Here is a 22513-nt window from a genome sequence, read left to right as displayed (position 1 = left end):
CGACTGCATATCGGCGGATCGACGGGAAACTTAAGGGTTTTATCGGATATGAGGCGGGCTTTGCCGCGCCGCCCGGACGGTTTTGCGGCTCTCGTCTGGAGCCCACGGTGAACGCGGAAGCCCCGCCACCGGCGGCTTCCGTGTGAGTGAGCCCTTACGTGTGGCAGCGCACGTGTGTTATCGCAGCACCACGCCTTGCCAGACGAAAAACACCGTGAGGCCCACGGCGATGGTTACGAGTGGCCGCCGCGTCAGCGCGCTTACGATGACAGCGGCCAGTGCGCCGACCAGTTGCGGATTGCGCCACGTCAGTTCGGCACCGGTGTCGGCGCCATGCGGCGAGACCGCCATCGGCACGATGATCGCGGTCAGCACGGTGACCGGCACGAAGCCCAGCGCCGTGCGTACCAGAGGCGGAAACACCAGCCGGTCGCCGAGCACGAAGACGGCGGCGCGGATCACCCACGTGATGAGCGCCATGCCGAGTATCAAAACGACGTAGTTCATCGCGATCCCTCCGCCGACCGGCGTGCACGCCGCAATCCGAAGCCCGGCGTGGAAAGCAGTACGCCGACCACGACGCCCGCGAAGACGGCGGCGAGCAGTCCGAGCTTGTACGGCCACGCTTGCCAGAAGAAGGCCAGCGTGCCCGCGGTGACCGCAGCCGCGATGTAGCGCAACGCGGTGAGCTGCGGTACGACGATCGCAATGAAAGTGGCGACCATCGCAAAGTCGAGTCCGAGCGATTGAAGTCCGGGGAAGGCAGCGCCGAACAGCAGGCCGGCGACTGTCCACAGCTGCCAGTTCAGATACATCGCGAGACCGGCGCCGAAGAAGTAGTGCGGGCCGACGGTGCCCGGCTCGCGGTTCCGATAGTGCTCCCACGCGACTGCGAATACTTCGTCCGTGAGCAGCGCGCCGAGGGCCCAGCGCCAGCGCGCCGGAAGATGCGCGACGTGCGGCGCGAGTGTCGCGCTATACAGAACATGCCGCAGATTGACCACGAGCGTGGTGGCCCAGATCACCGCGAAGCTCGCGTGGCCCGCGATCAGCCCAAGCGCGATAAATTGCGCGGAGCCCGCGAAAACGATGAGCGACATCAACTGGCCGTGCCACAGATGCAGTGGCCCGGACGCGACAAGCGTGCCGAAAATGACGCCGAAAGGCGCCGAGCCGACCATCATTGGGATGATGTCGCGCGCGCCCGTGGTGACTTCTTTCAAACGGACTGAGTGGGTCAAAACTTGCCTCCTATGAGTCGGGAAGCATAACGGGGCAGGCAGAGCCGGGCTTGTACGTTCTTGCGGACGATCACTGTCCCTGCCAGCGTCCGGGCGGCACGCCGAACATGCGCCGGAAGTGCCGCGTGAAATGGCTTTGATCGGTAAAGCCGCTGGCGGCCGCCACGTCTGTTACAGGGACGCCTGCCCGCAACGGCACAAGCGCGCGTTGCAGGCGTATCTGATTGCGCCAGGCGTGGGGCGGCAGACCCGTCGCGCGGTTGAAAAGGCGCGCGGCGTGAAAGGGCGAGAGTCCGGCCGCCTGCGCCACGTCGGCGAGCGTGACCGGTTCGAGCAGGTCGCCTGCCAGACGTTCTTTCATGACGGCGACGCGGGCGTCGTCGGCGGCCATGCGCGAAGGCTCGGGCAGCGTCTGCGAATAGCGCACGAGCAGCGTGGAGAGCGCGTCGAGCATGGCGGCTTCCGCCGCCAGCGCGTCGCTGCCCGCTTCGAGCATGCGGTGCGCGTTCGCGAGTCGCACGGCGAGGTCGGGATCGTGGATCACGCCGGGTGCAAACCACGGCAAAGGCTGCGGCTTGCCGGCGATCTGATCGGCGAGTTCGTGGATGAACTGCACCGGCGCGTACGTTACGCGATAGCGCCAGCCTGCTTCGACTGCCTTCGACCCGGTGTGGAGTTCGCCGGGATTGATGATCGGCACGCCTCCGGCTTCGGCGACATAGTCCGAACCGCGATACCGATAGCCTTCGGCGCCCGCGACGATCACGGGAATGGTGTACGCATCGTGCCAGTGCGGTGCGAACTCGTGGTCGTGATATTCAGCGGTGAGCAGGTCCGCACCGGGCAGAAGCGGCGTGCGCCAGTAACGGGCTGAATTCTGAAAACGATGGACGGCGGTCATTGCATGGCTCTCGTACAGCCAGTCAGTTTAGCGCGGAGCGACGGCTGCGGGCATGGCGGCGCGCTTCGTTCGGCGGCGCGCGCCGTGCGCTTTTTCGTAGGACGTCGCCCGCGCTGACCCGCGGTTGGTCACTTCACAGGGATGGTGGTGCCGGCCGGCATCGGCACGGCGCTCACACTGTTTTTCGCGCTGCCGCTGACGACCCGGTCGCTGTAGGTGAGATACACGAGCGCGTTGCGCTTTGTGTCGACCACGCGCACCACATGCAACGCCTTGAAGATTAGCGACATGCTCACCGAAAACACATCGGCTTGCTGTTTCACCGGACCGGCGAAATGAATTGCACCGACCTGCCGGCAGGCGATCGACGCCTCCGTGGGATCTTCCGCGATGCCGAGCGTGCCTTTTACGCCACCCGTGCGCGCACGCGACACGTAACAGGTCACGCCTTGAACGAGAGGATCGTCATAGGCCTCGACGACAACCCGGTCGGAACCGGTGATGTGAAAGTTCGTATTGACGCTGCCGACTTCTTCGCCGTGCGCGACCGGCACGGCGACGGCGGCGACGACTGCAAGCGCGATTTGCAACGTGGTGATTTTCATGAGATGGCCGGGTTGAGCAGGAAGCGTTGGAGGCGCGTTGTGCGCCGCAAAGCTGTCATCGTATACCGCCGGGAGATTGGCGAGACGTTCTGTGACGGCTAGGCAAACGAGCCTTGGAAAAACCGCCGTGAATTGATGAGAGGGGAGCGACGCGCTGACCGCGAATGAGGTGCTCGCCCTGAAGGAAGACCGAACTGAAGGAAGGCTAAAAACAAAAAGGCCCGCACGGATGCGGGCCTTTAAAATTTTGGCTCCTCGACCTGGGCTCGAACCAGGGACCTACGGATTAACAGTCCGGCGCTCTACCGACTGAGCTATCGAGGAACAGCAGTACAACTTGATCTACATAAAAAAGCCCGTCTTGGTTAACGGGCTTTTGCAATTCTTGGCTCCTCGACCTGGGCTCGAACCAGGGACCTACGGATTAACAGTCCGGCGCTCTACCGACTGAGCTATCGAGGAACAGAAAAACAACAGCAGAGAAGCGAAATTGTAGAAGCAGCGTTGGCGCCTGTCAATACCTTGTGTTCATCTCAATTTGATCCGAACTAGCGGGAGGTATGACGGGCTCTCAAACGCTCAGCGCGCGAGCAGGGCGAGCTTTTCCTTGACGTCCTTGAACTCGTCGGCTTCCGGCAGCGGCGCTTTGGTCTTGGTGATGCTCGGCCAGTTCTTGGCGAGATCGGCATTCAGCTCGATGAAGTTCTGCTGGTCGCCCGGCACGTCTTCTTCGGCATAAATGGCGTTCACCGGGCACTCGGCCACGCACACTGCGCAGTCGATGCATTCATCGGGGTCGATCGCGAGGAAGTTGGGACCTTCGCGAAAGCAGTCCACCGGGCACACATCGACGCAGTCGGTATAGCGGCACTTGATGCAGCTTTCGGTCACAACGTGAGTCATTCAGGCAGCTCCTGCATGCGGAATCAGGGAAGGCGCAAACGCCAAAAGCGGTATTGTAACGTAACGTCAAGAGGCGCATGCAGCATCGCACAACGCCTTTTATATGTTTTCGTGATTAGTTTATTGCGTGCGTGAAGAGTAACGGGTTCGCGCTCAGCGGCGCGAGGGCAGGCCGCGCTCGCGCCTGAATGACGGCGCATTCGGGTAACATGCGTCAAGCCGGCGCGCACGAGGCGCCCCGATGCATGGGTTGAGTCAGGCCTTCCGTACTTCCTGCGGTCCAGTTCGCACCATCATGATTATTACTTCGCTGCTCGACACCGATCTGTACAAGTTCACGATGATGCAGGTGGTTCTGCATCACTTCCCCGCGGCCAACGTCGAGTATCGCTTCCGTTGCCGCACGCCGAACGTCGACCTCGTGCCCTACATCGGCGAGATACGCGACGAAGTGCGCAAGCTCTGCCAGCTGCGCTTCACCGACGAGGAACTCGACTACCTCCGGCGCATGCGCTTCATTAAGGGCGACTTCATCGAGTTCCTCGCGCTCTTTCATCTGAACGAGAAGTACATTTCGATCGAGCCGTCGCCGAAGAACAACGGCGAGATCGACATTGAGATCAAAGGTCCGTGGCTACACACGATCCTGTTCGAGATCCCGATGCTCGCCATCGTCAACGAGGTCTACTTCCGCAATACGCAGCAGGAACCGGACTACAGCGAAGGCCGCGGGCGCCTGGTCGACAAGATGAAACTTCTGGGCGCGCGGCCGGAATTTGCCGACTGCAAGATTGCCGACTACGGCACGCGTCGCCGCTTTTCGAAGCAATGGCACGAAGAAGTGATCCTCACGCTGAAAGACGGCCTTGGCGAACAGTTCGCCGGCACCAGCAACGTGTTTTACGCAATGAAGCACAGCCTGACGCCGCTCGGCACCATGGCGCACGAGTATCTGCAGGCGTGCCAGGCGCTCGGCCCGCGGCTGCGCGATTCGCAGATCTTCGGCTTCGAAATGTGGGCGAAGGAATATCGCGGCGACCTTGGCATTGCACTGTCGGATGTTTATGGCATGCAGGCGTTTCTGCGCGACTTCGACATGTACTTCTGCAAGCTGTTCGACGGCGCGCGCCACGATTCGGGCGACCCGTTCGATTGGGGCGAGCGCCTGCTCCAGCACTACGAGGCGAACCGTTGCGATCCGCGCACGAAGATCCTGGTGTTTTCTGACGCGCTCGATATTCCCAAGGTGCTGCAGCTCTACGAGCGCTTCCGCGGACGCTGCAAGCTCGCATTTGGCGTGGGCACGAATCTGACCAACGACCTCGGCTATAACCCGCTGCAGATCGTGATCAAGATGGTTCGCTGCAACGGGCAGCCCGTGGCGAAGCTGTCCGATTCGCCGGGCAAGAACATGTGCGAGGACAAGGCGTATCTCGCGTATCTACGGCAGGTTTTCGGCATCGCGCAGCCCGAGGAGGAGTCCGCGAATTAACGGCTTTTGCACGCGTGTTTTCGCGTGTCTGAAGTGTTCCTATGCCGTTCGGCCAGGGTGTTCGCGCGGAGGGTGGCCGGTATAATTCCGACATATCGCACGGCTATCGACACGAGGACTTTCGCATATGGACACATCGATTGCCCGCCGCAACATTCTGGCGCGCATCCGCGCGGCGCAAGGCCGGGAGCCGGAGCCGTCCCCGTCCGAGCGGGAAGCGGCGGCGGACTATCTGGCGCGCCATCCGTCTGGCCCGCGCCCGGATATGCCGGCGGACCTGACCGGGCGGTTCATTGAAGAAGCGCAGAAAATGGCGACCACCGTCGACACGGTAGCGTCGCTCAGCGACGTGCCGGCCGCGGCGCATCGCTATCTCGCAGATCACGCGTTGCCGTTGCAAGCCATTGCCTGGGGCACGCTGCAGGATCTGCGCTGGAACGACGCAGGCCTCACAGTTGAATTTCGCAAGCCGAAAGACGGTGACGTAGTGGGCCTGACCGGCTGCTTTTGTGCGACTGCCGAAACGGGCTCGCTCGTGTTGCTGTCCGGCCCGGACACTTATGCGTCAGCCGGTCTGCTGCCGGAAACGCATATCGCAATCGTGCCGGCTTCGCGCATCGTGGCGGGACACGAAGAAGCATTCGCATTGATCCGCAGCGAGCGGGGCGAGCTTCCACGTGCGGTCAACTTCATCTCTGGACCTTCGCGCACCGGGGATATCGAACAGACCATCGTGCTCGGCGCTCATGGGCCGTATCGCGTGCATGTGATCGTCGTACTCGGCGCCTGAGTGAAAACCACGCTTGTCTTCACGCGTGCGTAACTGGCCGCGGTGTTCAAGTCATTTCAACAAGAAAGGATCTCCAGCATATGACTAGACGTGCCGTGCCGACGTGCATGGTGCTCGTGGCTGCACTGACGCTGACGAGCTGGCCCCAGCTGGCCTGCGCCGCCACACTCGAAGGCGCTTCGCTTTCCGCGCTCTGGGGATTGCCGTTTGCGGGCATGCTGCTCTCCATTGCCCTCTTTCCTCTCGTCGCACCGACATTCTGGCATCACCATTTTGGCAAGATCGCGGCGGCGTGGGCGCTGGTGTTTCTCGTGCCGTTCGCGCTTGCATTCGGTTGGGGCATCGCGTTAGGCACGCTAGTGCATGCGTTGCTCGAAGAATACATTCCCTTCATCGTGCTGCTGACTGCGCTTTACACGGTTGCTGGCGGCATCTGCGTGCGCGGCAATCTGCACGGTACGCCGCGCCTGAACACAACGATTCTCGCGCTCGGCACGTTGCTCGCGAGCGTAATGGGCACGACTGGCGCGGCCATGCTGCTCATCCGTCCGTTGCTGCGCGCGAATGACAATCGCCGGCATGTGGTGCACGTGGTCGTGTTCTTCATTTTCCTGGTCGCGAATGCGGGCGGCTCGCTGTCGCCGCTGGGCGACCCGCCGCTCTTCCTGGGCTTCCTGCAGGGCGTCGACTTTTTCTGGACCACCACGCATCTCGCGCTGCCCATGTTGTTCGTTTGCGGTGTGCTCCTAACAGCGTTCTATTTCCTCGACTCGCACTATTTCCATCAGCGTGAAGAAGAGCGTTCGCGTTTTTTTGACCCTACGCCCGACTCGCCGCTCGGCATCGACGGCAAGGTGAATTTCCTTCTACTTGGCGCGGTTGTCGGGCTCGTACTGATGAGCGGGCTGTGGAAACCCGGTGTCAGTTTCGATGTGCTCGGAACCCATGTAGATTTACAGAATGCCGTACGCGATGTCGCGCTCGTCGTCGTCATGTTGCTTTCACTCGCATTGACGCCGCGTGCGGCTCGCAAGGGCAACGACTTCAATTGGGCGCCAATCGAAGAGGTGGCCAAGTTGTTCGCGGGCATCTTCGTGACGATTGCACCGGTCATCACAATACTGCGCGCGGGCGAAGCCGGTGCGTTTGCCGGCGTGGTTCATCTGGTCAACGATTCCGCAGGACGACCGCACGACGCGATGTACTTCTGGGCGACGGGCCTGCTATCTTCGTTTCTGGACAACGCGCCGACGTACCTGGTGTTTTTCAACCTGGCCGGCGGCGATGCTTCGTCGCTCATGACAACCGGCGCCACCACGCTCGCGGCGATTTCGGCGGGCGCGGTGTTCATGGGCGCGAACAGTTATATCGGCAATGCGCCCAACTTCATGGTAAAGGCGATTGCAGAGTCGCGCGGTGTTCGCATGCCGAGCTTTTTCGCTTATCTGGGGTGGTCCGGTGCGGTGCTGCTGCCGCTTTTTCTTGTCACCGGTTGGCTGTTTTTCTGACACCGAGTCTGAAGCCGAGGCCGTCGAACTCGACACGCTATAAGGAGAATTGCAATGCAGAAGATCCTCGTCGCCCGTCCGATTTTTCCTGATGTGATCGAACGGCTCAAACAGTATTTCGACGTCGACTGGAACCAGGGCGACGTGCTGTCCGCGGAAGAACTGAAGCGCCGTCTCGTTGACAAGGACGGCGCACTGACCGCGGGCGATCCTGTCGGCGCGGAGGTTCTCGCGGCCGCGCCGCGCCTTCGCGTGGTGTCGAATATGGCGGTGGGTTACAACAACTTCGACATGGCGGCGTTCAACGCAGCCAACGTGCTCGGCACGAATACGCCGGACGTGTTGAACGAGTCGACCGCGGACTTTGGCTGGGCGCTGATGATGGCTGCGGCTCGGCGCATCGCGGAATCGGAGCACTGGCTGCGCGCGGGCAAGTGGCAGAAGTGGGCGTACGACGGCTTTCTCGGTGGCGATATCCACGGCTCCACGCTGGGCGTGATCGGCATGGGCCGGATCGGCCAGGCGCTCGCACGGCGCGCGAAGGGTTTCAACATGCAGGTCATTTATCACAACCGCTCCCGGGTCGCGCCCGAGATCGAAGCCGAGCTGAATGCCGAATATGTGTCGAAGCAAGACCTGCTGCGGCGCGCCGATCATGTCGTGCTCGTGCTGCCCTATACGAAGGAGAATCATCACACGATCGGCGCTGCCGAACTCGCGCTGATGAAGCCCACTGCGACGCTGACCAATATCGCGCGCGGCGGCATCGTCGACGACGCAGCGCTCGTCGAGGCGCTGCGCTCCGGGCAGATCGCCGCTGCCGGCCTCGACGTCTTCGAGGGCGAGCCGAATCTGAATCCCGATCTGCTGAGCGTGCCGAACATCGCGTTGACGCCGCATATTGCGAGCGCAACCGAGGCGACGCGCCGTGCAATGGCCAATCTCGCCGCGGACAATCTGATTGCCGGCCTTGGCGAAGGTCCGCGCGCCGGTCGGCCACCCAATCCGATCAATGCCGAAGTTATCGGCCGGGCGCGTGCATGACGATGATTCTTGTCGCGGCCGTCGCGGTGCTGGCGGTCGCGCTCGTGCTTGCCGTGGTCTTGCTGATGCGAGTCCACGGTCGCGCTAATGAGCACGAGCAGTTCGAAATGCTGAGCGATCGCATCGATACCGCAGCCGACGCGCAGGCACATGCCTATGAGCGCCTCGAGCGGCAATTGCGCAATGACATCACCGAGACCGCGCGCGTGTCGCGTACGGAGCAGAGCAGCGGCTTCGCGCATTTCCAGCAAACGCTGGCGGCGCAATTCAGCAGCATGACGACTGTGCAGGGCGGCAAGATCGACGGATTCGCGCAGCAACTGGACGCGGTGCGTCACAGCCTTCAGCAGCAGGCGCAGCAGGCGCGTGACGAACAGGGACGCTCGCTCAAGCAGTTCGGCGATACCCTCAGCCTGCAGCTTGGGCAACTCACGGAGGTGAACGATCGCCGCTTCGCTGAGGTGCGCGCGACCATCGAACAGCGGCTGAAGGACATCGAGGCGAACAATGCCAGCAAGCTGGAAGAAATGCGCCGTACCGTCGACGAAAAACTGCACGCCACGCTCGAACAACGGCTAGGCGAGTCGTTCAAGCTCGTGTCGGACCGCCTCGAGCAGGTACATCGCGGTCTGGGCGAAATGCAGACGCTCGCGGCCGGCGTCGGCGATCTGAAGAAGGTTCTGACGAACGTGAAAACGCGCGGCACGTGGGGCGAAGTGCAGCTCGAAGCGTTGCTCGAACAGCTGCTCACCGCCGACCAATACGCCAAAAACGTGGCCACCGTGCCGAAGAGCGCGGATCGCGTCGAGTTCGCTATCCGCCTGCCTGGACGGGTGGAGGGGGGCGGTGCGGCCACTCCGGTATGGCTGCCCATCGACGCCAAGTTTCCACGCGAAGACTACGAGCGGCTCATCGACGCGCAGGAGCGGGCCGACCCCGCCGCAGTGGAAGAAGCGTCGCGTGCCCTGGAAGCCAGGATTCGCGCAGAGGCACGCGCCATCGCCGAAAAATACGTGTCGCCGCCGCACACCACCGATTTCGCGCTGCTGTACCTGCCCACCGAGGGTCTCTACGCGGAAGTGCTGCGTCGGCCAGGTTTGTCAGATCTGCTGCAACGCGATTACCGCGTGACGATTGCGGGCCCCACTACGCTGACTGCATTGCTCAACAGTTTGCAGATGGGTTTTCGCACGCTTGCCATCGAGCGGCGCTCAAGTGAAGTGTGGCAAGTGCTCGGCGCGGTTAAGACGGAGTTCGGCAAGTTCGGCGACGTGCTGGCAAAGACCAAAGCGCAACTCGAAACAGTCACGCGTTCTATTGAAGCCGCTGAGACGCGCACTCGCGTGATGAATCGCAAACTGCGCGATGTCGAGGCGCTGCCCGGAGAGGAGGCGAGTGGTCTGATAGGCGGCGCGTTGCCGGGCGTCGATCCCGACGAGCAGTAAGCAGCAAGCAATGAGCAACAAGCAATGAGCAGTAACGCTGGCGCGGCGCGTGCGCGTCAGCAGTCCGCGCCTGCCGCGTCCGCGAGCGCGGCGGCAGTGGCGCGGAGCGGGGCACGCATCAGGCTTCTTCAGGTGCGTCGGTCAACTGGATTTCGATGCCGCCGAATCGCGACGCAACCCAGTTGTATGCGTGGCATGCAATCCACAGCAGGATGAAGCCAAGAATCGCATTCAACAGCAGCGCGCTGAACACCGTGCTCAGTTCGACAGAACCGTAGCGCACGAACGCGACGAGCACGCCGAGCAGCACGATCGGTACAGAGAACGTCAGATAGACGAGGATAAGTGCTTTGGCCGTCTGTCCCGGTGCGATGAACGAGATCTGTTTTTTCATGTAAGTCAAACCCGCATGTCGTAGTGGTAATGGGTAAAGCTGAATATGACCGTGGATGAAAGCGCCACGAGGCGGATACGTCAGATCAAGCCGTGGAACAGCATGATACTGACGCGTTCGCCCTCGCCAATGTCGCCTTCTTCATGGCCGAGCACGATGAAACAATTGGCCTCGCTCATCGAACTCAATACGCCGGAGCTTTGCGAGCCTGTCGGCGTGACCTGCCACTGGCCGTTCGCGGCCTGGCAAGCTATGCCGCGTTGGAACTCCGTGCGTCCGGCGCGTTTGCGGATTGGCCGCACGCTCGCCGCGTGAATCAGCGGCAGCGGCTGCGGCGCGGCGCCCGACATGAGCAGCAGCACTTCGCGCACGATCTGATAGAACGTCACCATCACGGCCACCGGATTGCCCGGCAGACCGAAGAATAACGCAGGTCGTCCAAGACCCGGCCGCTCGCCGGACCATACGCGGCCAAACGCGAGAGGGCGGCCCGGGCGCATGGCGAGGCTCCAGAACGCGACGTCGCCGAATGTCTGCAACAACTGCCTGGTGAAATCCGCCTCGCCAACTGAGACGCCGCCGGAGGTCAGTACCACGTCGGCACTCTCCGCGGCGCTGCGCAGCGCGGCTTCGAGCGCGGCAGGTTCGTCACGGATCACGCCCAGGTCCAGCGCTTCCACGTTCAGGCGCCGCAACATGGCGAAGAGCGTGTAGCGGTTGCTGTCGTAGACCGCGCCCGGGTCGAGCGGCTCGCCCAGAGAGCGCAGTTCGTCGCCAGTGGAAAAGAATGCGACGCGCAAGCGCCGCCGAACATTGATTTCGCCGATGCCGAGCGAAGCCAGCAGGCCGAGGTCGGATGCGCGAATAATGCGGCCCGCATGCAACGCAACGTGGCCGCGAGCGAGGTCCTCGCCGGCTAGCCGCCGGTTTGCGCCTGCCTCGACCGCGTCGGCTGCAAAGCTGATCGAAGCGGAGTCGGCATTGCGCTCGACCAGTTCCTGCGGCACCACGGTGTCGCAGCCTTCCGGAACGCATGCGCCCGTCATGACGCGCACGCATTGCGCTGCTCCGACGTGGCCAGCAAACGGATGTCCCGCCAAAGCTTTGCCGACGACGGTCAGTTCGACCGCCTGCGCGCCGCTTCGCAATGCGGCGCCGTTGAACGCATAGCCGTCCATTGCGGAATTGACGTGCGACGGCACGTCGATCGGCGAAACGATGTCTGCGGCCAGCACGCGGTCGAGGGCGTCGCGCAAGGCCACGCGTTCGACGGCCGTAACCGGCGTCGCCCACTGGCGGGTAATCGCCTGGGCAGCCGAGACAGGTAGCGCATGAGGATCGTACTGCGCGACGCAGCGGGAAAATTCGTTATGCGTGGTCATGAAGAGCTGGACGTCGCGGCTGGCGGCTAGGTGGCGCTTGCCGTGCGGCGGAGCGGGATTCAGCCGGGGCCCCGATCACGCTCGAGGTCGGCGAGTTCTTGTAACGAATTGATATTGTAAAACGCACGCTCGTCGGTAAAGACGACTTCCACGGTCTTGTGGCGCGCGTACCACGCGCGCACCTTCCGCTCGCCGGCGGCCAGGTAGGCGGCGAGGTCGTCGGCGAGACCGGTGCGCAGCAGCGCGAAAACCGGGTGAAGCGAGCGATTTCCGTCGGCGTCAACGGTTGTAACGGTGGCGATGTCGGCTGCGTGTGCAGCAAGGGCCTGCGCAAGGCGCGCGGCGAGGTCGGCGGGGAGCCAGGGCGTGTCGCACGGCGCGCTTAGCAGGTATTCGCTGCGAGCAGTGCGCAGACCGGCCAGCAAACCGGCCAATGGCCCTGGGAATTCAGGCAACGTGTCGGCGACAATCCCCGCGCCGAACGGTGCACCGAGTGCTGCGTAAGCGTCCGGGTGGCGATTGGCGCTGATCAGCAGCGCGCCCGTCTGCGGCGCAAGGCGCTTCAGCACATGACCGGCGAGTAGCTCGCCGTGCAAGGTCTGCAAGCCTTTGTCGGCGCCGCCCATTCGTGTACCGCGGCCGCCCGCGAGCAGCAGGCCGGTAATCTGTTCGCGCGTCGGCGTCGCGGCTTGACCCATCCCAGCGATCAGCCGCCGATGTACGACATTTCGACGCGCCGTGCGTCCTGCTCGCGTGCTTCGGCCGCGTTGCTGCCGCGCAATTGCGAATAGCGGTCGCCGCGGCCTTGCCAGATTTCGGCGACGGCAGTTGCGATTTCGGCGTCGGTTGCCCCGCTGCGCAGCAACGCGCGCAGGTCGTGGCCCGACGATGCGAACAGGCACAGGTACAGCTTGCCCTCGGTCGAAAGGCGCGCCCGTGTACAGCTCGCACAAAACGCGCGGGTCACGCTGGAAATGACGCCGATTTCGCCGCTGCCGTCAGCATAGCCCCAGCGCTGCGCTGTCTCGGCTGCACTGTGCGCTTCGAGCGGCGCAAGCGGGAAATGCTCGTCGATGCGCGCGATCACGTCCGCCGACGGCAGCACTTCGGTCATGTTCCAACCGTTGGACGTGCCCACGTCCATGTATTCGATGAAGCGCAGCACGGCGCCCGAGCCTTTGAAATGGCGCGCCATCGGCACGATTTCGCTGTCATTCGTACCGCGCTTGACGACCATGTTGACCTTCACCGGCGCGAGGCCGACGGCGTGCGCGGCGGCGATTCCGTCGAGCACGTCGGCCACCGCGAAATCGGCGTCGTTCATGCGGCGAAACAGCATGTCGTCGAGCGCGTCGAGGCTGACGGTTACGCGGGTGAGGCCTGCGTCCTTGAGGCTGCGCGCCTTCCGGGCGAGCAGCGAGCCATTCGTGGTGAGCGTCAGGTCGAGTGGCCGGCCTGCTGGCGTAGTGAGTTGCGCGAGGCGTTCGATCAGGAATTCGAGATTCTTGCGCAGCAGCGGCTCGCCGCCCGTCAGGCGAATTTTTTCGACGCCATGCGCGACGAAAAGCCGCGCGAGCCGCTCGATTTCCTCGAAGCTCAACAACGCGCTGTGCGGCAGGAATGCATAGTCCTTGTCGAACACGGCGCGCGGCATGCAGTAGACGCAGCGAAAGTTGCAACGGTCCGTCACCGAAATGCGCAAGTCTCGCAACGGACGCGCGAGCGTATCGTGCAGTTCGCCGCTAGGCGTCTGCACCGGGCCGGAAATGACCGGCGCCGCGCTGAGGTCGGCAACAGGGATGATGCGTCGGGACATGAGTGACTTGCGTTGTGCCAAACGGATAAGGCGATTCCTTCATTCTATCGGAAATGCCTTAAACTGCTGGGCGATGCCAACCCCTGTCGGGGTTTACGGGGAGGGTAGGGAGTTCGCGAGGGTGATGCGATTCGCATGCGCAAAAAACAAAAAGCCCGCCGGTGAGGGCGGGCTTTTCGAAGCGGGTTGCAAGCTTACTGCGGATGCTTCCCGGTTTCCACTTGCTGCATCGGTGCCGTGTCGAGCGGCGGCAACGGCTTGCGCTCACGCACCACGCGCGGCGGTTTCACCGTTTGCGCGGCGGCTTCTTGTGCTGCGCGCAGCTTGTCGGCGTCGGTATTGACCCAGACAAGACCGGCTTGCTCCAGCACCGGCTTCAAGGCTTCAGCCGAGACGCCGCCGTTGAACGACGCGCGCGACGCCGACGGCGCTTGCGATGCCTGCGTGGCTTCGGCCACATCGGCGACTTCGGCGGCTTCGGCGGCTTGCGGCGCGGCGGCGACAGGCGCCGGCTCGACCGCTGCTGAGTCCGCAGCCGGTGCGACTGCTGCCACGACCGGTTTCTGTTCGACGATTTGCGGTTGCGGTGCCGGCTCGGCGGCCGGGGCCGCGATCACTTCCGCCGGAGCGGCGCTCGCAGGTTCGACGTGAGCCTGCTCGGCTTGCGCTTCCGCCGCCGGCGCAACAGCCGCAGCCTCTTCACGAACGACCGGTTCCACGAGCGATACCGTCTCCGCCGCAGCCGGTGCAGCCTGCGCCGGTTCGACCGGCGCCACAGCTTGTGCAACAGGCGCTTGCACGACTGGCTCGACGGCAGCCGGAGCAGCCGGCACTTCGGCGACCGGCACGACCGTTTCCGTCTTCGCTGCCTTTTCGACAGCGAGTGCCGGCGTTTCGGTTGCAGCGTGGAGCTCCGTGACGACAGCCGTCTCGGTTGCAACGGCGGCAACTACGACTTCCACCGGCGCCACTTCCTTCACTTCCCGGGCTTCGCTCACTTCGGGCTTCGATTGGACCGGCTGATGCGCGGTGCGCACCGGTGCGTCGTCGCTGACGTTGACGTTGTCGCCTTCCGCTTCCGCGACGTCTGCCGCCAGGTTGCCGTTCACATCTTCCTCACGCTCACGACGACCGCCGCGACGGCCGCGACGGCGACGACGACGCTCTTCGCCGTCACGCGCCACAGCTTCCTGATCGACCGGCGCAGCGTTGTCAGTAACGGCCGTCTGGTTTTGCGCGAGTGCCAGTTCTTCCGCGGTTTGCGCCTCGGCCTGGGTCATCGCATCGGCGGTTTCTGCCTGCGGCTTGCGGCGCTCGCCGCGCTCAGCGCGTTCGCCACGTTCGCCACGTTCGCGGCGCTCGCCGCGTTCCTGACGCTCGCCACGCTGTGCGCCTTCGGCCGTTTCAGCACGCTCGCCGCGATTGTCGCGCTCGCGGTTGTCACGCCCTTCGCGCGGTTCCCGTGCCTCGCGGGGTTCACGGCCTTCACGCGCTTCGCGGTTGCCGCGAGGTTCACGAGCCTCGCGCGGTTCACGGCCTTCGCGTGCTTCACGCACCTCGCGGCCTTCGCGCGGCTCGCGTTCCTCGCGACGCTGCGAAGGCTGCTGGCCTTGACGGCCGCCGTTCGTCGCTTCGCCACGGGCTGCCGCATCGCGACCACCCGCGCCACTGCGACGATTACGGTTGCGATCGCCGCCGCGTTCGCCGGTGCGCTCACCGCGCTCCGAACGCTCGCCACGCTGTTGCGGACGGGCGGGTTTTTCGGTAGCCGCAGGCGCAACGGGCGTCGGCGCCGCCGGCTGCATGCCGAACAGATTCTTCAGCCAGCCGATGAAGCCGCCGCTCGCCTGCGTAACAGCGACGGGCGCCGGCGCTGCGACCGGTCGAACCGGCGCGCTCGGAGCCGGCTTCTCGGGCGTGATGCCCTTGACCGCCGCTTCCTGCTTCGGCTTCACTTCTTCGGTCCGCTTGCTGTAGCCGGTTTCCGACTCCAGCTCGCGGGCCGCTTCTTCGGCCATCTTCCACGAAGCGCGCGGTTCGTCGAGGCGCGCGTCGTCGTGACGCAGACGTTCCAGCTTGTAGTGCGGCGTATCCAGGTGCTTGTTCGGCACCAGCACGACGTTCACCTTGAAGCGCGATTCGATCTTGTTGATTTCCGAACGCTTTTCGTTCAGCAGGAAGGCGGTCACTTCGACCGGCACCTGGCAATGGATCGCCGCGGTGTTTTCCTTCATGGCTTCTTCCTGAATGATCCGCAGCACTTGCAGCGCGGACGATTCGGTATCGCGGATGTGGCCCGTGCCGTTACAGCGCGGGCACGTCACGTGGCTGCCTTCCGACAGGGCCGGACGCAGACGCTGACGCGACAGTTCCATCAGGCCGAAGCGCGAGATTTTGCCCATCTGGACGCGCGCACGGTCGTGCTTGAGGGCGTCTTTCAGGCGTTGCTCGACTTCGCGCTGGCTCTTGGCCGACTCCATGTCGATGAAGTCGATCACGATCAGGCCGCCCAGATCGCGCAGGCGCAACTGGCGCGCGACTTCGTCGGCGGCTTCGAGGTTGGTGCGCGCGGCCGTTTCCTCGATGTCCGCGCCCTTCGTGGCGCGGGCCGAGTTCACGTCGATTGCGACGAGTGCTTCGGTGTGGTCGATCACGATCGCGCCGCCCGACGGCAGCGGAACCGTACGCGAGTACGCCGTTTCGATCTGATGTTCGATCTGGAAGCGGGAGAAGAGCGGCACGTCGTCGTGGTAGCGCTTCACCTTGCTGACATTGTCCGGCATCACGATGTCCATGAAGGCGCGTGCCTGGTCATGAATCTCGGTGGTGTCGATCAGAATTTCGCCGATGTCCGGCTGGAAATAGTCGCGGATCGCGCGAATCACGAGGCTCGATTCGAGATAGATCAGCATCGGCTGGCCGCTCGAACCGCTTTGCGACGCGGCTTCGATCGCGCGCCACAGTTGCATCAGGTAGTTCAGGTCCCACTGCAGCTCTTCGGCGCTGCGGCCAATGCCGGCCGTGCGCGCGATGATGCTCATGCCTTCCGGCAACTGCAGCTGCGCCATGGTTTCGCGCAGTTCCTGGCGGTCGTCGCCTTCGATCCGGCGCGATACGCCGCCGCCGCGCGGGTTGTTCGGCATCAGAACGAGATAGCGGCCGGCGAGGGAGATGAAGGTGGTGAGGGCTGCGCCCTTATTGCCGCGCTCTTCCTTTTCGACCTGGACGATCAGTTCCTGACCTTCCTTGAGTGCGTCCTGAATGCGCGCGGAGCGCATGTCGACGCCGTCGCGGAAATACTGGCGGGCGACTTCCTTGAACGGCAGGAAACCGTGGCGGTCTTCGCCGTAGTTGACGAAACAGGCTTCGAGCGACGGCTCGATGCGGGTAATGATGCCCTTGTAAATATTGCCTTTGCGCTGTTCGCGCCCGGCGGTTTCGATGTCGATGTCGATGAGTTTTTGCCCATCGACGATGGCAACGCGCAGTTCTTCCTGCTGCGTCGCATTGAACAACATGCGTTTCATGGAACGGCTCCAGTGCGGCTCGGCCGGCGCGCGTCGCCTTCGCGGTTGTCAGTCGCGAGCGCGAAGCGGGCAGCGGCATGCCGCGCCTTATTGTGTTTTCACAAGCACGCTGGAGCGGGAAAAATGGCGGGAGAATTGCCTGAGAGGGCCCGGCTCCATAAAGAAGGAGCGCGGTGCCGCAGGGCACATGCGAACACGGCTTCAAATAACGACCCGACACGCCGCGGGTTCTGCCGGCAGACCTTCATAAGCCTTTCGTCCCCTCTCGCCGGTGCGCCAACTGGGCGCGTGACCGGAGGGTCGAAGGCTGCGGTCGTGCCGCAACGGGAAGTTCGCGCAAGCGGCGCGTCTTTTCCTGCTGGGGGTGTCTCGCCTCATTTTGACGTCGCCAAGTCTTGTACTTTCTACAAGACGCCATGGGCGCACGCCGTATTTTCGCAACTCGCAGCTTCGTACAGCAGGACGTAAGACGCCCGATACCGAAGCTGGGAGTTAAATTCTTTTTTACCAAAATTCCGTTACCGTCGAAGCCGACCTTGACCGAACGCGCCTGTGGGCGCCGTCCCTGCCGGGTGCTGACTTCGTGCGTGCAACTTGTTGCATCTCATTTTCAGGGTGAGCAACCAGACCCCGGCACAAGTAAAATAACGATTTACGCTTGCACCTGCGCAATCCGCCCGAATTCCGGACACTGCGCCGGCCGCCGCAGACTGCTGGGCAAATTATATTCAGAATGAAAGAGTTAGGCAAAATATCCCAGAAATCGGTGACAAGCGCGGTCGCGAGCGATCAGGTCTCAGTGATCGAGATCGACGACAGCGCGGCCGGACAGCGCATCGACAACTTTCTGTTGCGAGTCTGTAAAGGCGTCCCCAAGAGCCACATTTATCGCATCCTGCGTAGCGGGGAAGTGCGTGTGAACAAGGGCCGGATCGACGCGCAGTATCGGCTCGAACTCGGCGATCTCGTGCGCGTGCCGCCCATCCGGGTCGCGCAACCCAACGAGGCGGTGGCGCACGCGCCGGTCCCCAGCGCTGAGTTCCGGACCATTTTCGAAGACGAACACCTGCTCGTCATCGACAAACCGGCGGGTGTCGCGGTGCACGGCGGCAGCGGTGTCGCGTTCGGCGTGATTGAGCAGATGCGCGAGGCGCGGCCGCAGGCAAAATTCCTCGAACTGGTGCATCGGCTGGATCGCGAGACTTCCGGCATCCTCATGCTCGCCAAGAAGCGTTCGGCGCTCGTGAATCTTCACGACCAGATTCGCGAGAACAGGATGGATAAGCGCTACTATGCGTGCGTTCATGGCGAATGGGCGAGCGACTGGGGGCGTCGCCGCGCCGTCAAGGAACCGCTGCACAAATACCTGACCGCAGACGGCGAGCGGCGCGTGCGCGTGCAGGCCGACGGTCTGGCGTCGCACACGGTCTTCAATCTGATCGACCGCTGGCCCGACTACGCGTTGCTCGAAGCAGAGTTGAAGACGGGCCGCACGCATCAGATCCGCGTTCATCTGCAGCATCTGGAACTGCCGATCGTCGGCGATGCCAAATACGGCGACTTCGCGCTGAACAAGGCGCTGGCTCGTGCGAATGCCAAACCCGGGCTCAAGCGCATGTTCCTGCACGCTTACCGGCTGAAGCTGACGCATCCGGCAACCGGCGCGCCGCTGCAACTGGAGGCACCGTTGCCGGCCGAATGCCGCAATTTCATCGCGCAGCTCAACGAATTACGAAATGGGTCACACTCGGAGATGGCACCGCATGGCTAGAGAGCAATTTGACCTGATCGTCTTCGACTGGGACGGAACGCTGATGGATTCCACCGCGCACATCACGCGCAGTATCCAGGCAGCGTGCCGTGATCTCGGTCTGCCGGTTCCAGCGGACGAAGCCGCGAGCTATGTGATCGGCCTCGGCTTGCGCGACGCGCTGCAAATCGCGGCGCCCACGCTCGATCCGAGCGACTACCCGCGGCTCGCCGAGCGCTACCGGTTCCACTATCTGGTGAAAGATCAGACCACCGAGTTGTTCGTCGGCGTTCGCGAAATGCTGCAGGAGTTGCGCGATCAGGGCTATCTGCTGGCGGTGGCGACGGGTAAAAGTCGCGTTGGACTCAACCGCGCGCTCGATCAGGTGCGGCTGACCAGCCTGTTCGACGGCACCCGCTGCGCGGATGAGACGTTTTCCAAGCCCCATCCAGCCATGTTGCACGAATTGACGCGCGAATTGGGTCAGGACCCGGTACGCACGGTGATGGTCGGTGACACGACTCATGATCTGCAGATGGCGATCAACGCTGGCGTCGCCGGTGTCGGCGTGACCTACGGCGCGCATCCGGCTGGGTCGTTGAGCGCGCTGTCGCCGAAATATGTCGCCTCCAGCGTGGGTGCGCTGTCGTCCTGGTTGAGGGAGAACGCATGAGCACCGGCGTGAGCGAGGGCGGGGGCGAGGCTACTGTTCAGGCGGTGCGGGTGTGCGCATCCGGGGAACTCGTGGACGGCGGAATGGGCGTGCGGCGTGCCGCCAGAATCGGTGCCGATGAAGTCGTGGTGTTTTTCGTGCGCTACGAGGGTCGTGCTCACGGCTATCTGAACCGTTGCGCTCACGTTCCGATGGAACTGGATTGGGCGGAGGGTCAGTTCTTCGAATCGTCCGGTTTATACTTGATGTGCGCCACACATGGGGCGATTTACGCGCCGGATACCGGCAAATGCGTAGGCGGTCCGTGCCGCGGCGGCAGGCTGCGGGCCCTGAACGTAGACGAGCGCGATACGCCCGAGGGCCGCGCTGTCTTCTGGCTTCCCGACGGCGAGTTGCAACCCGCCGCGTCCTGATCCGCGTTTTGATCTGTCTTCCTCGAAAATTCCACTGCGCGCATGTCCGATAATTTGACGCCTGAAACGAAAGAACCGGCTATGAGTGGCCATAGCCGCGTCTCCGCCGACGAGCCCGGCTGGGAACGCGCGGCGCTCGAGCGCATCGCGCTTGCTGCAATCAACGAACAGCGTGCCGCTCGCCGCTGGAAAATCTTTTTCCGTCTGCTGTTTCTTGTCTTGCTGGGGCTGGTGATCTGGGCGGTGTTCATATTTTCCGGCGACAAGCTGGCGGCTACGGGCCGTCATACGGCATTGATCGCACTTGACGGCGAAATCTCCGCAGATACGAACGCAAACGCCGAAGATGTTGGCGCGGCGCTCGAAAGTGCGTTCGGCGACGCGGGCACGGCCGGGGTGATCCTTCGCTGCAACAGCCCGGGTGGCAGTCCCGTGCAAGCGGGCATCATTTATGACCAAATTCGTCGATTGCGTGCAAAACATCCGTCAATTCCGCTCTACGTCGTCGTAGGCGACATGTGTGCGTCGGGCGGTTACTACGCTGCCGCTGCCGGCGACAAGATCTATGTCGACAAGGCGAGCATCGTGGGCTCGATTGGCGTGCTGATGGACAGCTTCGGTTTCACCGGGCTCATGGACAAGCTGGGCATCCAGCGCCGCCTGCATACATCTGGCGAGAATAAGGGGTTTTATGACCCGTTCTCGCCCGAAACGCCGAAGATGGACGAGCATGCGCAAGAAATGCTCGATCAGATCCACGGGCAATTTATCGACGCAGTTCGCCAGGGTCGCGGCAAACGCCTTCACGAAACGCCCGATATGTTCTCCGGGCTCTTCTGGACGGGTCAGAAGAGCGTCGAACTGGGTCTTGCCGATGGTTTTGGCGACGCCAACTATGTGGCGCGCGAGATTATCAAGGCGCCGGAGATCGTCGACTACACGGTCAAAGAAAGCATCACCGACCGCGTCGCGCGCAAGTTCGGCGCGGCTGTCGGCAATGGCGCCGTGCACGCGATGGCGCTGGGCGGCAAGCTCAACTTGCGCTGACCGAAACGAGGTCCGCCTGTCGCAAAAGCCCCGCGCGGTCGTTCGGACCGGCGGGGCTTTTCCATAGAAGTGGCTGGGAGGCGGTTTCGTTCAAGCAGCCAAAATCAGAAAAATCGCCGGCCGCTTATGCAGATCGAGTGCCGGTTTCTTCTTCCAGTCGGCCACCGTGTGGCTGCGGATCGTTTCCGTTTGCAGCGTCAGATCCACGGCGACGCAAACGAGTGTCGACGGCGCGCAGGTTGCCAGCAAGGTGTCCAGCAGTGCGCGGTTGCGATACGGCGTTTCAATGAAGATCTGCGTCTGCTTGCCTTTGCGCGATGTCAGTTCGAGTTCGCGCAGGCGTTTGGCCCGTTCGGTCGCGTCGACCGGCAAATAGCCGTGGAAAGCAAAACTTTGGCCGTTGAGCCCGGAAGCCATTAGCGCAAGCAGGATCGAGCTCGGCCCTACGAACGGCACGACCTTGACTCCGCGTTCATGCGCCCGCCGCACCAGCAGCGCGCCCGGATCGGCTACCGCAGGGCAACCCGCTTCCGATACGAGGCCGGCGTCCGTGCCGGCCAGAACCGGCGCGAGCAGTTTGTCGATCTCGCCGGCCGGCGTGTTGACGTTCAGTTCGCGGATCTCGATTTCCTGGATGGGCTGCTCGGTGCCGACTTTCTTGAGAAATGCTCGTGTGGTCTTTGCGTTTTCGCCGATGTAGTACCGAAGCGCCGCGGCGCGGGCCCGCACCGGCGCCGGCAGGACGGCGTCGAGCGCGTCGGCGTCGCCGTCGCCTAGCGTATTCGGAATCAGATAGAGGGTACCGCTCATTGCGCCCCCAATAACGGATAACCCGCCGTCAGCAGCATGTCCGAGAGCGCAATCAGCGGCAGGCCAACGAGTGCAGTCGGATCGTCGGAATGGATGGCTTCGAGCAGCGCAATGCCGAGCCCTTCGGACTTGGCGCTGCCGGCGACGTCGTACGGCGTTTCAGCGAGAAGATAGGCTTCGAGCGCTGCGTCCGGCAGTTCGCGGAATCGCACGCGGGTGATCACGTCGACGCTCTGGGCGGTTCGCGAGCGGCTGTCGAAAAGACACAGCGCACTATGAAACAGCACCTCGCGGCCGCGCATTGCTTGCAATTGTGCGAGCGCCTTGTCGTGAGTTCCCGGCTTGCCGATTTGCAGGCCGTCGTAAGTGGCGACCTGGTCGGAGCCGATTACGAGGACGGCTTCGTCGGCGGGAAGCGCGCTGGCAACCGCTCGAGCCTTCGCCTCGGCGAGCCGCAAAGCGGTGGCGTCGGGCGTTTCGCCGGCGTGCGCGGTTTCGTCGATCGCGGGCACCGCAACGTCGAATGGAATGCGAAGGCGTTCAAGCAACTCGCGTCGATAGGGCGAGCTCGACGCCAGAATGACGCGTGGCGGGCTTTGTGGGGAGTCTGGCATGGGCGATCAACGGCTAAAAGGGCGGGACGTACGACGTTGCGCGGAGGCCGCGCTGGTACGAGCTTAAGTGTTTGACTCGAAAAGACAAAGCGGATATGATTTTGGGCTTTTCATCGGTATGCTTGCGTCAGGCGTAGCTCGCCGGGCGTGACGCGGTG

At 63.2% G+C, this 22513-nt stretch carries 21 protein-coding genes and 2 tRNA genes; 9 read left to right on the top strand and 14 right to left on the bottom strand.

All coding sequences use genetic code 11. The features are described from left to right. Positions 1–177: 177 nt before the first annotated feature. The 7 genes from SB753_RS12975 to fdxA all read right to left on the bottom strand — a co-directional run bounded on the left by SB753_RS12975 (position 178) and on the right by fdxA (position 3650). Positions 178–507: an AzlD domain-containing protein gene (locus tag SB753_RS12975; protein WP_087752826.1), complete on the bottom strand. Its 330-nt coding sequence runs from the start codon at positions 505–507 to the stop codon at positions 178–180. Beyond that, entirely contained in the window at positions 504–1184 is a 681-nt protein-coding gene (locus SB753_RS12970) for an AzlC family ABC transporter permease (RefSeq protein ID WP_020069363.1), read from the bottom strand. Before SB753_RS12970 ends, SB753_RS12975 begins: the two co-directional genes overlap by 4 nt. Positions 1185–1311: 127 nt before the next feature. Beyond that, the gene (locus SB753_RS12965; protein ID WP_410800369.1) at positions 1312–2142 is read right to left on the bottom strand and encodes an AraC family transcriptional regulator; all 831 of its coding nucleotides are present in this window, start codon (positions 2140–2142) and stop codon (positions 1312–1314) included. Positions 2143–2270: 128 nt separating this feature from the next. Continuing rightward, on the bottom strand, positions 2271–2747 hold the full coding sequence (locus SB753_RS12960) for a CreA family protein (RefSeq protein WP_410800368.1): 477 nt from the start codon (positions 2745–2747) through the stop codon (positions 2271–2273). Positions 2748–2995: 248 nt separating this feature from the next. Further along, positions 2996–3071, bottom strand: a tRNA-Asn gene (locus tag SB753_RS12955). 62 nt (positions 3072–3133) lie between these two features. After that, positions 3134–3209, bottom strand: a tRNA-Asn gene (locus tag SB753_RS12950). A 117-nt stretch (positions 3210–3326) separates the two neighbouring features. Continuing rightward, the gene (gene fdxA, locus SB753_RS12945) at positions 3327–3650 is read right to left on the bottom strand and encodes a ferredoxin FdxA (protein ID WP_020069367.1); all 324 of its coding nucleotides are present in this window, start codon (positions 3648–3650) and stop codon (positions 3327–3329) included. Positions 3651–3945: 295 nt separating this feature from the next. Between fdxA and pncB the strand changes: the two genes are divergently transcribed. The 5 genes from pncB to SB753_RS12920 all read left to right on the top strand — a co-directional run bounded on the left by pncB (position 3946) and on the right by SB753_RS12920 (position 9929). Further along, on the top strand, positions 3946–5142 hold the full coding sequence (pncB, locus tag SB753_RS12940; RefSeq protein WP_020069368.1) for a nicotinate phosphoribosyltransferase: 1197 nt from the start codon (positions 3946–3948) through the stop codon (positions 5140–5142). Between the two features lie 127 nt (positions 5143–5269). Further along, a complete protein-coding gene (locus SB753_RS12935) occupies positions 5270–5932 on the top strand; it encodes a LutC/YkgG family protein (protein WP_410800367.1) in 663 nt (220 codons plus the stop codon). Positions 5933–6039: 107 nt separating this feature from the next. Continuing rightward, positions 6040–7440 (top strand): sodium:proton antiporter, encoded by a 1401-nt coding sequence (locus SB753_RS12930; RefSeq protein ID WP_410800522.1) that lies wholly within the window; start codon positions 6040–6042, stop codon positions 7438–7440. A 54-nt stretch (positions 7441–7494) separates the two neighbouring features. Next, positions 7495–8484: a 2-hydroxyacid dehydrogenase gene (locus SB753_RS12925; protein ID WP_410800366.1), complete on the top strand. Its 990-nt coding sequence runs from the start codon at positions 7495–7497 to the stop codon at positions 8482–8484. Continuing rightward, entirely contained in the window at positions 8481–9929 is a 1449-nt protein-coding gene (locus tag SB753_RS12920; protein WP_410800365.1) for a DNA recombination protein RmuC, read from the top strand. The genes SB753_RS12925 and SB753_RS12920 overlap by 4 nt, the downstream gene beginning before the upstream one ends. 118 nt (positions 9930–10047) lie before the next feature. Here the strand turns inward: SB753_RS12920 and SB753_RS12915 are convergent, their stop codons facing one another. From SB753_RS12915 to SB753_RS12895, 5 genes are all read right to left on the bottom strand, one after another. Then, a complete protein-coding gene (locus SB753_RS12915; RefSeq protein ID WP_006053283.1) occupies positions 10048–10323 on the bottom strand; it encodes a hypothetical protein in 276 nt (91 codons plus the stop codon). An 80-nt stretch (positions 10324–10403) separates the two neighbouring features. Further along, positions 10404–11705, bottom strand: coding sequence for a gephyrin-like molybdotransferase Glp (gene glp, locus SB753_RS12910; RefSeq protein ID WP_410800364.1), 1302 nt, complete (start codon positions 11703–11705; stop codon positions 10404–10406). 59 nt (positions 11706–11764) lie between these two features. Next, positions 11765–12403: a molybdenum cofactor guanylyltransferase MobA gene (gene mobA, locus SB753_RS12905; RefSeq protein WP_410800363.1), complete on the bottom strand. Its 639-nt coding sequence runs from the start codon at positions 12401–12403 to the stop codon at positions 11765–11767. A gap of 8 nt (positions 12404–12411) precedes the next feature. After that, positions 12412–13521 carry a GTP 3',8-cyclase MoaA gene (gene moaA / locus SB753_RS12900; RefSeq protein ID WP_020069375.1) on the bottom strand — a complete coding sequence of 370 codons (1110 nt, stop codon included), beginning with the start codon at positions 13519–13521 and terminating at the stop codon, positions 12412–12414. A 194-nt stretch (positions 13522–13715) separates the two neighbouring features. Further along, positions 13716–17048, bottom strand: a complete 3333-nt coding sequence (locus SB753_RS12895) for an Rne/Rng family ribonuclease (RefSeq protein WP_410800362.1) — start codon at positions 17046–17048, stop codon at positions 13716–13718. A 733-nt stretch (positions 17049–17781) separates the two neighbouring features. On the opposite strand from SB753_RS12895, the gene SB753_RS12890 reads away from it, so the two are divergent. From SB753_RS12890 to SB753_RS12875, 4 genes are read left to right on the top strand one after another with little or no spacing between them, the layout of a single operon-like run. Further along, positions 17782–18819, top strand: coding sequence for an RluA family pseudouridine synthase (locus tag SB753_RS12890; protein WP_410800361.1), 1038 nt, complete (start codon positions 17782–17784; stop codon positions 18817–18819). Further along, complete coding sequence (locus tag SB753_RS12885) at positions 18812–19471, top strand: HAD-IA family hydrolase (RefSeq protein WP_020069378.1); 660 nt, start codon at positions 18812–18814, stop codon at positions 19469–19471. Before SB753_RS12890 ends, SB753_RS12885 begins: the two co-directional genes overlap by 8 nt. Next, positions 19468–19884: a Rieske (2Fe-2S) protein gene (locus tag SB753_RS12880; protein WP_410800360.1), complete on the top strand. Its 417-nt coding sequence runs from the start codon at positions 19468–19470 to the stop codon at positions 19882–19884. The genes SB753_RS12885 and SB753_RS12880 overlap by 4 nt, the downstream gene beginning before the upstream one ends. A gap of 42 nt (positions 19885–19926) precedes the next feature. Further along, positions 19927–20931 (top strand): S49 family peptidase, encoded by a 1005-nt coding sequence (locus SB753_RS12875; RefSeq protein WP_087752813.1) that lies wholly within the window; start codon positions 19927–19929, stop codon positions 20929–20931. 90 nt (positions 20932–21021) lie between these two features. On the opposite strand, the gene SB753_RS12870 is transcribed toward SB753_RS12875, so the two are convergent. Together SB753_RS12870 and SB753_RS12865 are read right to left on the bottom strand one after the other, a co-directional pair. After that, positions 21022–21741 (bottom strand): SAM-dependent methyltransferase, encoded by a 720-nt coding sequence (locus tag SB753_RS12870; RefSeq protein ID WP_410800359.1) that lies wholly within the window; start codon positions 21739–21741, stop codon positions 21022–21024. After that, complete coding sequence (locus SB753_RS12865; protein WP_204522246.1) at positions 21738–22355, bottom strand: Maf-like protein; 618 nt, start codon at positions 22353–22355, stop codon at positions 21738–21740. Before SB753_RS12865 ends, SB753_RS12870 begins: the two co-directional genes overlap by 4 nt. Positions 22356–22513 lie beyond the last annotated feature (158 nt).

Origin of the sequence: Paraburkholderia sp. SIMBA_053, assembly GCF_046534895.1 — a bacterium.
Lineage (GTDB): Bacteria > Pseudomonadota > Gammaproteobacteria > Burkholderiales > Burkholderiaceae > Paraburkholderia > Paraburkholderia caledonica.
Note: the sequence above shows the minus strand (reverse complement) of the source record. Positions and strands in the feature narration are given on the sequence as shown.

Bases quoted from the DNA above. Each gene is read 5' to 3' on its own strand.
- SB753_RS12975 (WP_087752826.1), bottom strand. From the start codon at position 507: ATGAACTACGTCGTTTTGATACTCGGCATGGCGCTCATCACGTGGGTG.
- SB753_RS12970 (WP_020069363.1), bottom strand. From the start codon at position 1,184: ATGATGGTCGGCTCGGCGCCTTTCGGCGTCATTTTCGGCACGCTTGTC.
- SB753_RS12965 (WP_410800369.1), bottom strand. From the start codon at position 2,142: ATGACCGCCGTCCATCGTTTTCAGAATTCAGCCCGTTACTGGCGCACG.
- SB753_RS12960 (WP_410800368.1), bottom strand. From the start codon at position 2,747: ATGAAAATCACCACGTTGCAAATCGCGCTTGCAGTCGTCGCCGCCGTC.
- fdxA (WP_020069367.1), bottom strand. From the start codon at position 3,650: ATGACTCACGTTGTGACCGAAAGCTGCATCAAGTGCCGCTATACCGAC.
- pncB (WP_020069368.1), top strand. From the start codon at position 3,946: ATGATTATTACTTCGCTGCTCGACACCGATCTGTACAAGTTCACGATG.
- SB753_RS12935 (WP_410800367.1), top strand. From the start codon at position 5,270: ATGGACACATCGATTGCCCGCCGCAACATTCTGGCGCGCATCCGCGCG.
- SB753_RS12930 (WP_410800522.1), top strand. From the start codon at position 6,040: ATGGTGCTCGTGGCTGCACTGACGCTGACGAGCTGGCCCCAGCTGGCC.
- SB753_RS12925 (WP_410800366.1), top strand. From the start codon at position 7,495: ATGCAGAAGATCCTCGTCGCCCGTCCGATTTTTCCTGATGTGATCGAA.
- SB753_RS12920 (WP_410800365.1), top strand. From the start codon at position 8,481: ATGACGATGATTCTTGTCGCGGCCGTCGCGGTGCTGGCGGTCGCGCTC.
- SB753_RS12915 (WP_006053283.1), bottom strand. From the start codon at position 10,323: ATGAAAAAACAGATCTCGTTCATCGCACCGGGACAGACGGCCAAAGCA.
- glp (WP_410800364.1), bottom strand. From the start codon at position 11,705: ATGACCACGCATAACGAATTTTCCCGCTGCGTCGCGCAGTACGATCCT.
- mobA (WP_410800363.1), bottom strand. From the start codon at position 12,403: ATGGGTCAAGCCGCGACGCCGACGCGCGAACAGATTACCGGCCTGCTG.
- moaA (WP_020069375.1), bottom strand. From the start codon at position 13,521: ATGTCCCGACGCATCATCCCTGTTGCCGACCTCAGCGCGGCGCCGGTC.
- SB753_RS12895 (WP_410800362.1), bottom strand. From the start codon at position 17,048: ATGAAACGCATGTTGTTCAATGCGACGCAGCAGGAAGAACTGCGCGTT.
- SB753_RS12890 (WP_410800361.1), top strand. From the start codon at position 17,782: ATGAAAGAGTTAGGCAAAATATCCCAGAAATCGGTGACAAGCGCGGTC.
- SB753_RS12885 (WP_020069378.1), top strand. From the start codon at position 18,812: ATGGCTAGAGAGCAATTTGACCTGATCGTCTTCGACTGGGACGGAACG.
- SB753_RS12880 (WP_410800360.1), top strand. From the start codon at position 19,468: ATGAGCACCGGCGTGAGCGAGGGCGGGGGCGAGGCTACTGTTCAGGCG.
- SB753_RS12875 (WP_087752813.1), top strand. From the start codon at position 19,927: ATGTCCGATAATTTGACGCCTGAAACGAAAGAACCGGCTATGAGTGGC.
- SB753_RS12870 (WP_410800359.1), bottom strand. From the start codon at position 21,741: ATGAGCGGTACCCTCTATCTGATTCCGAATACGCTAGGCGACGGCGAC.
- SB753_RS12865 (WP_204522246.1), bottom strand. From the start codon at position 22,355: ATGCCAGACTCCCCACAAAGCCCGCCACGCGTCATTCTGGCGTCGAGC.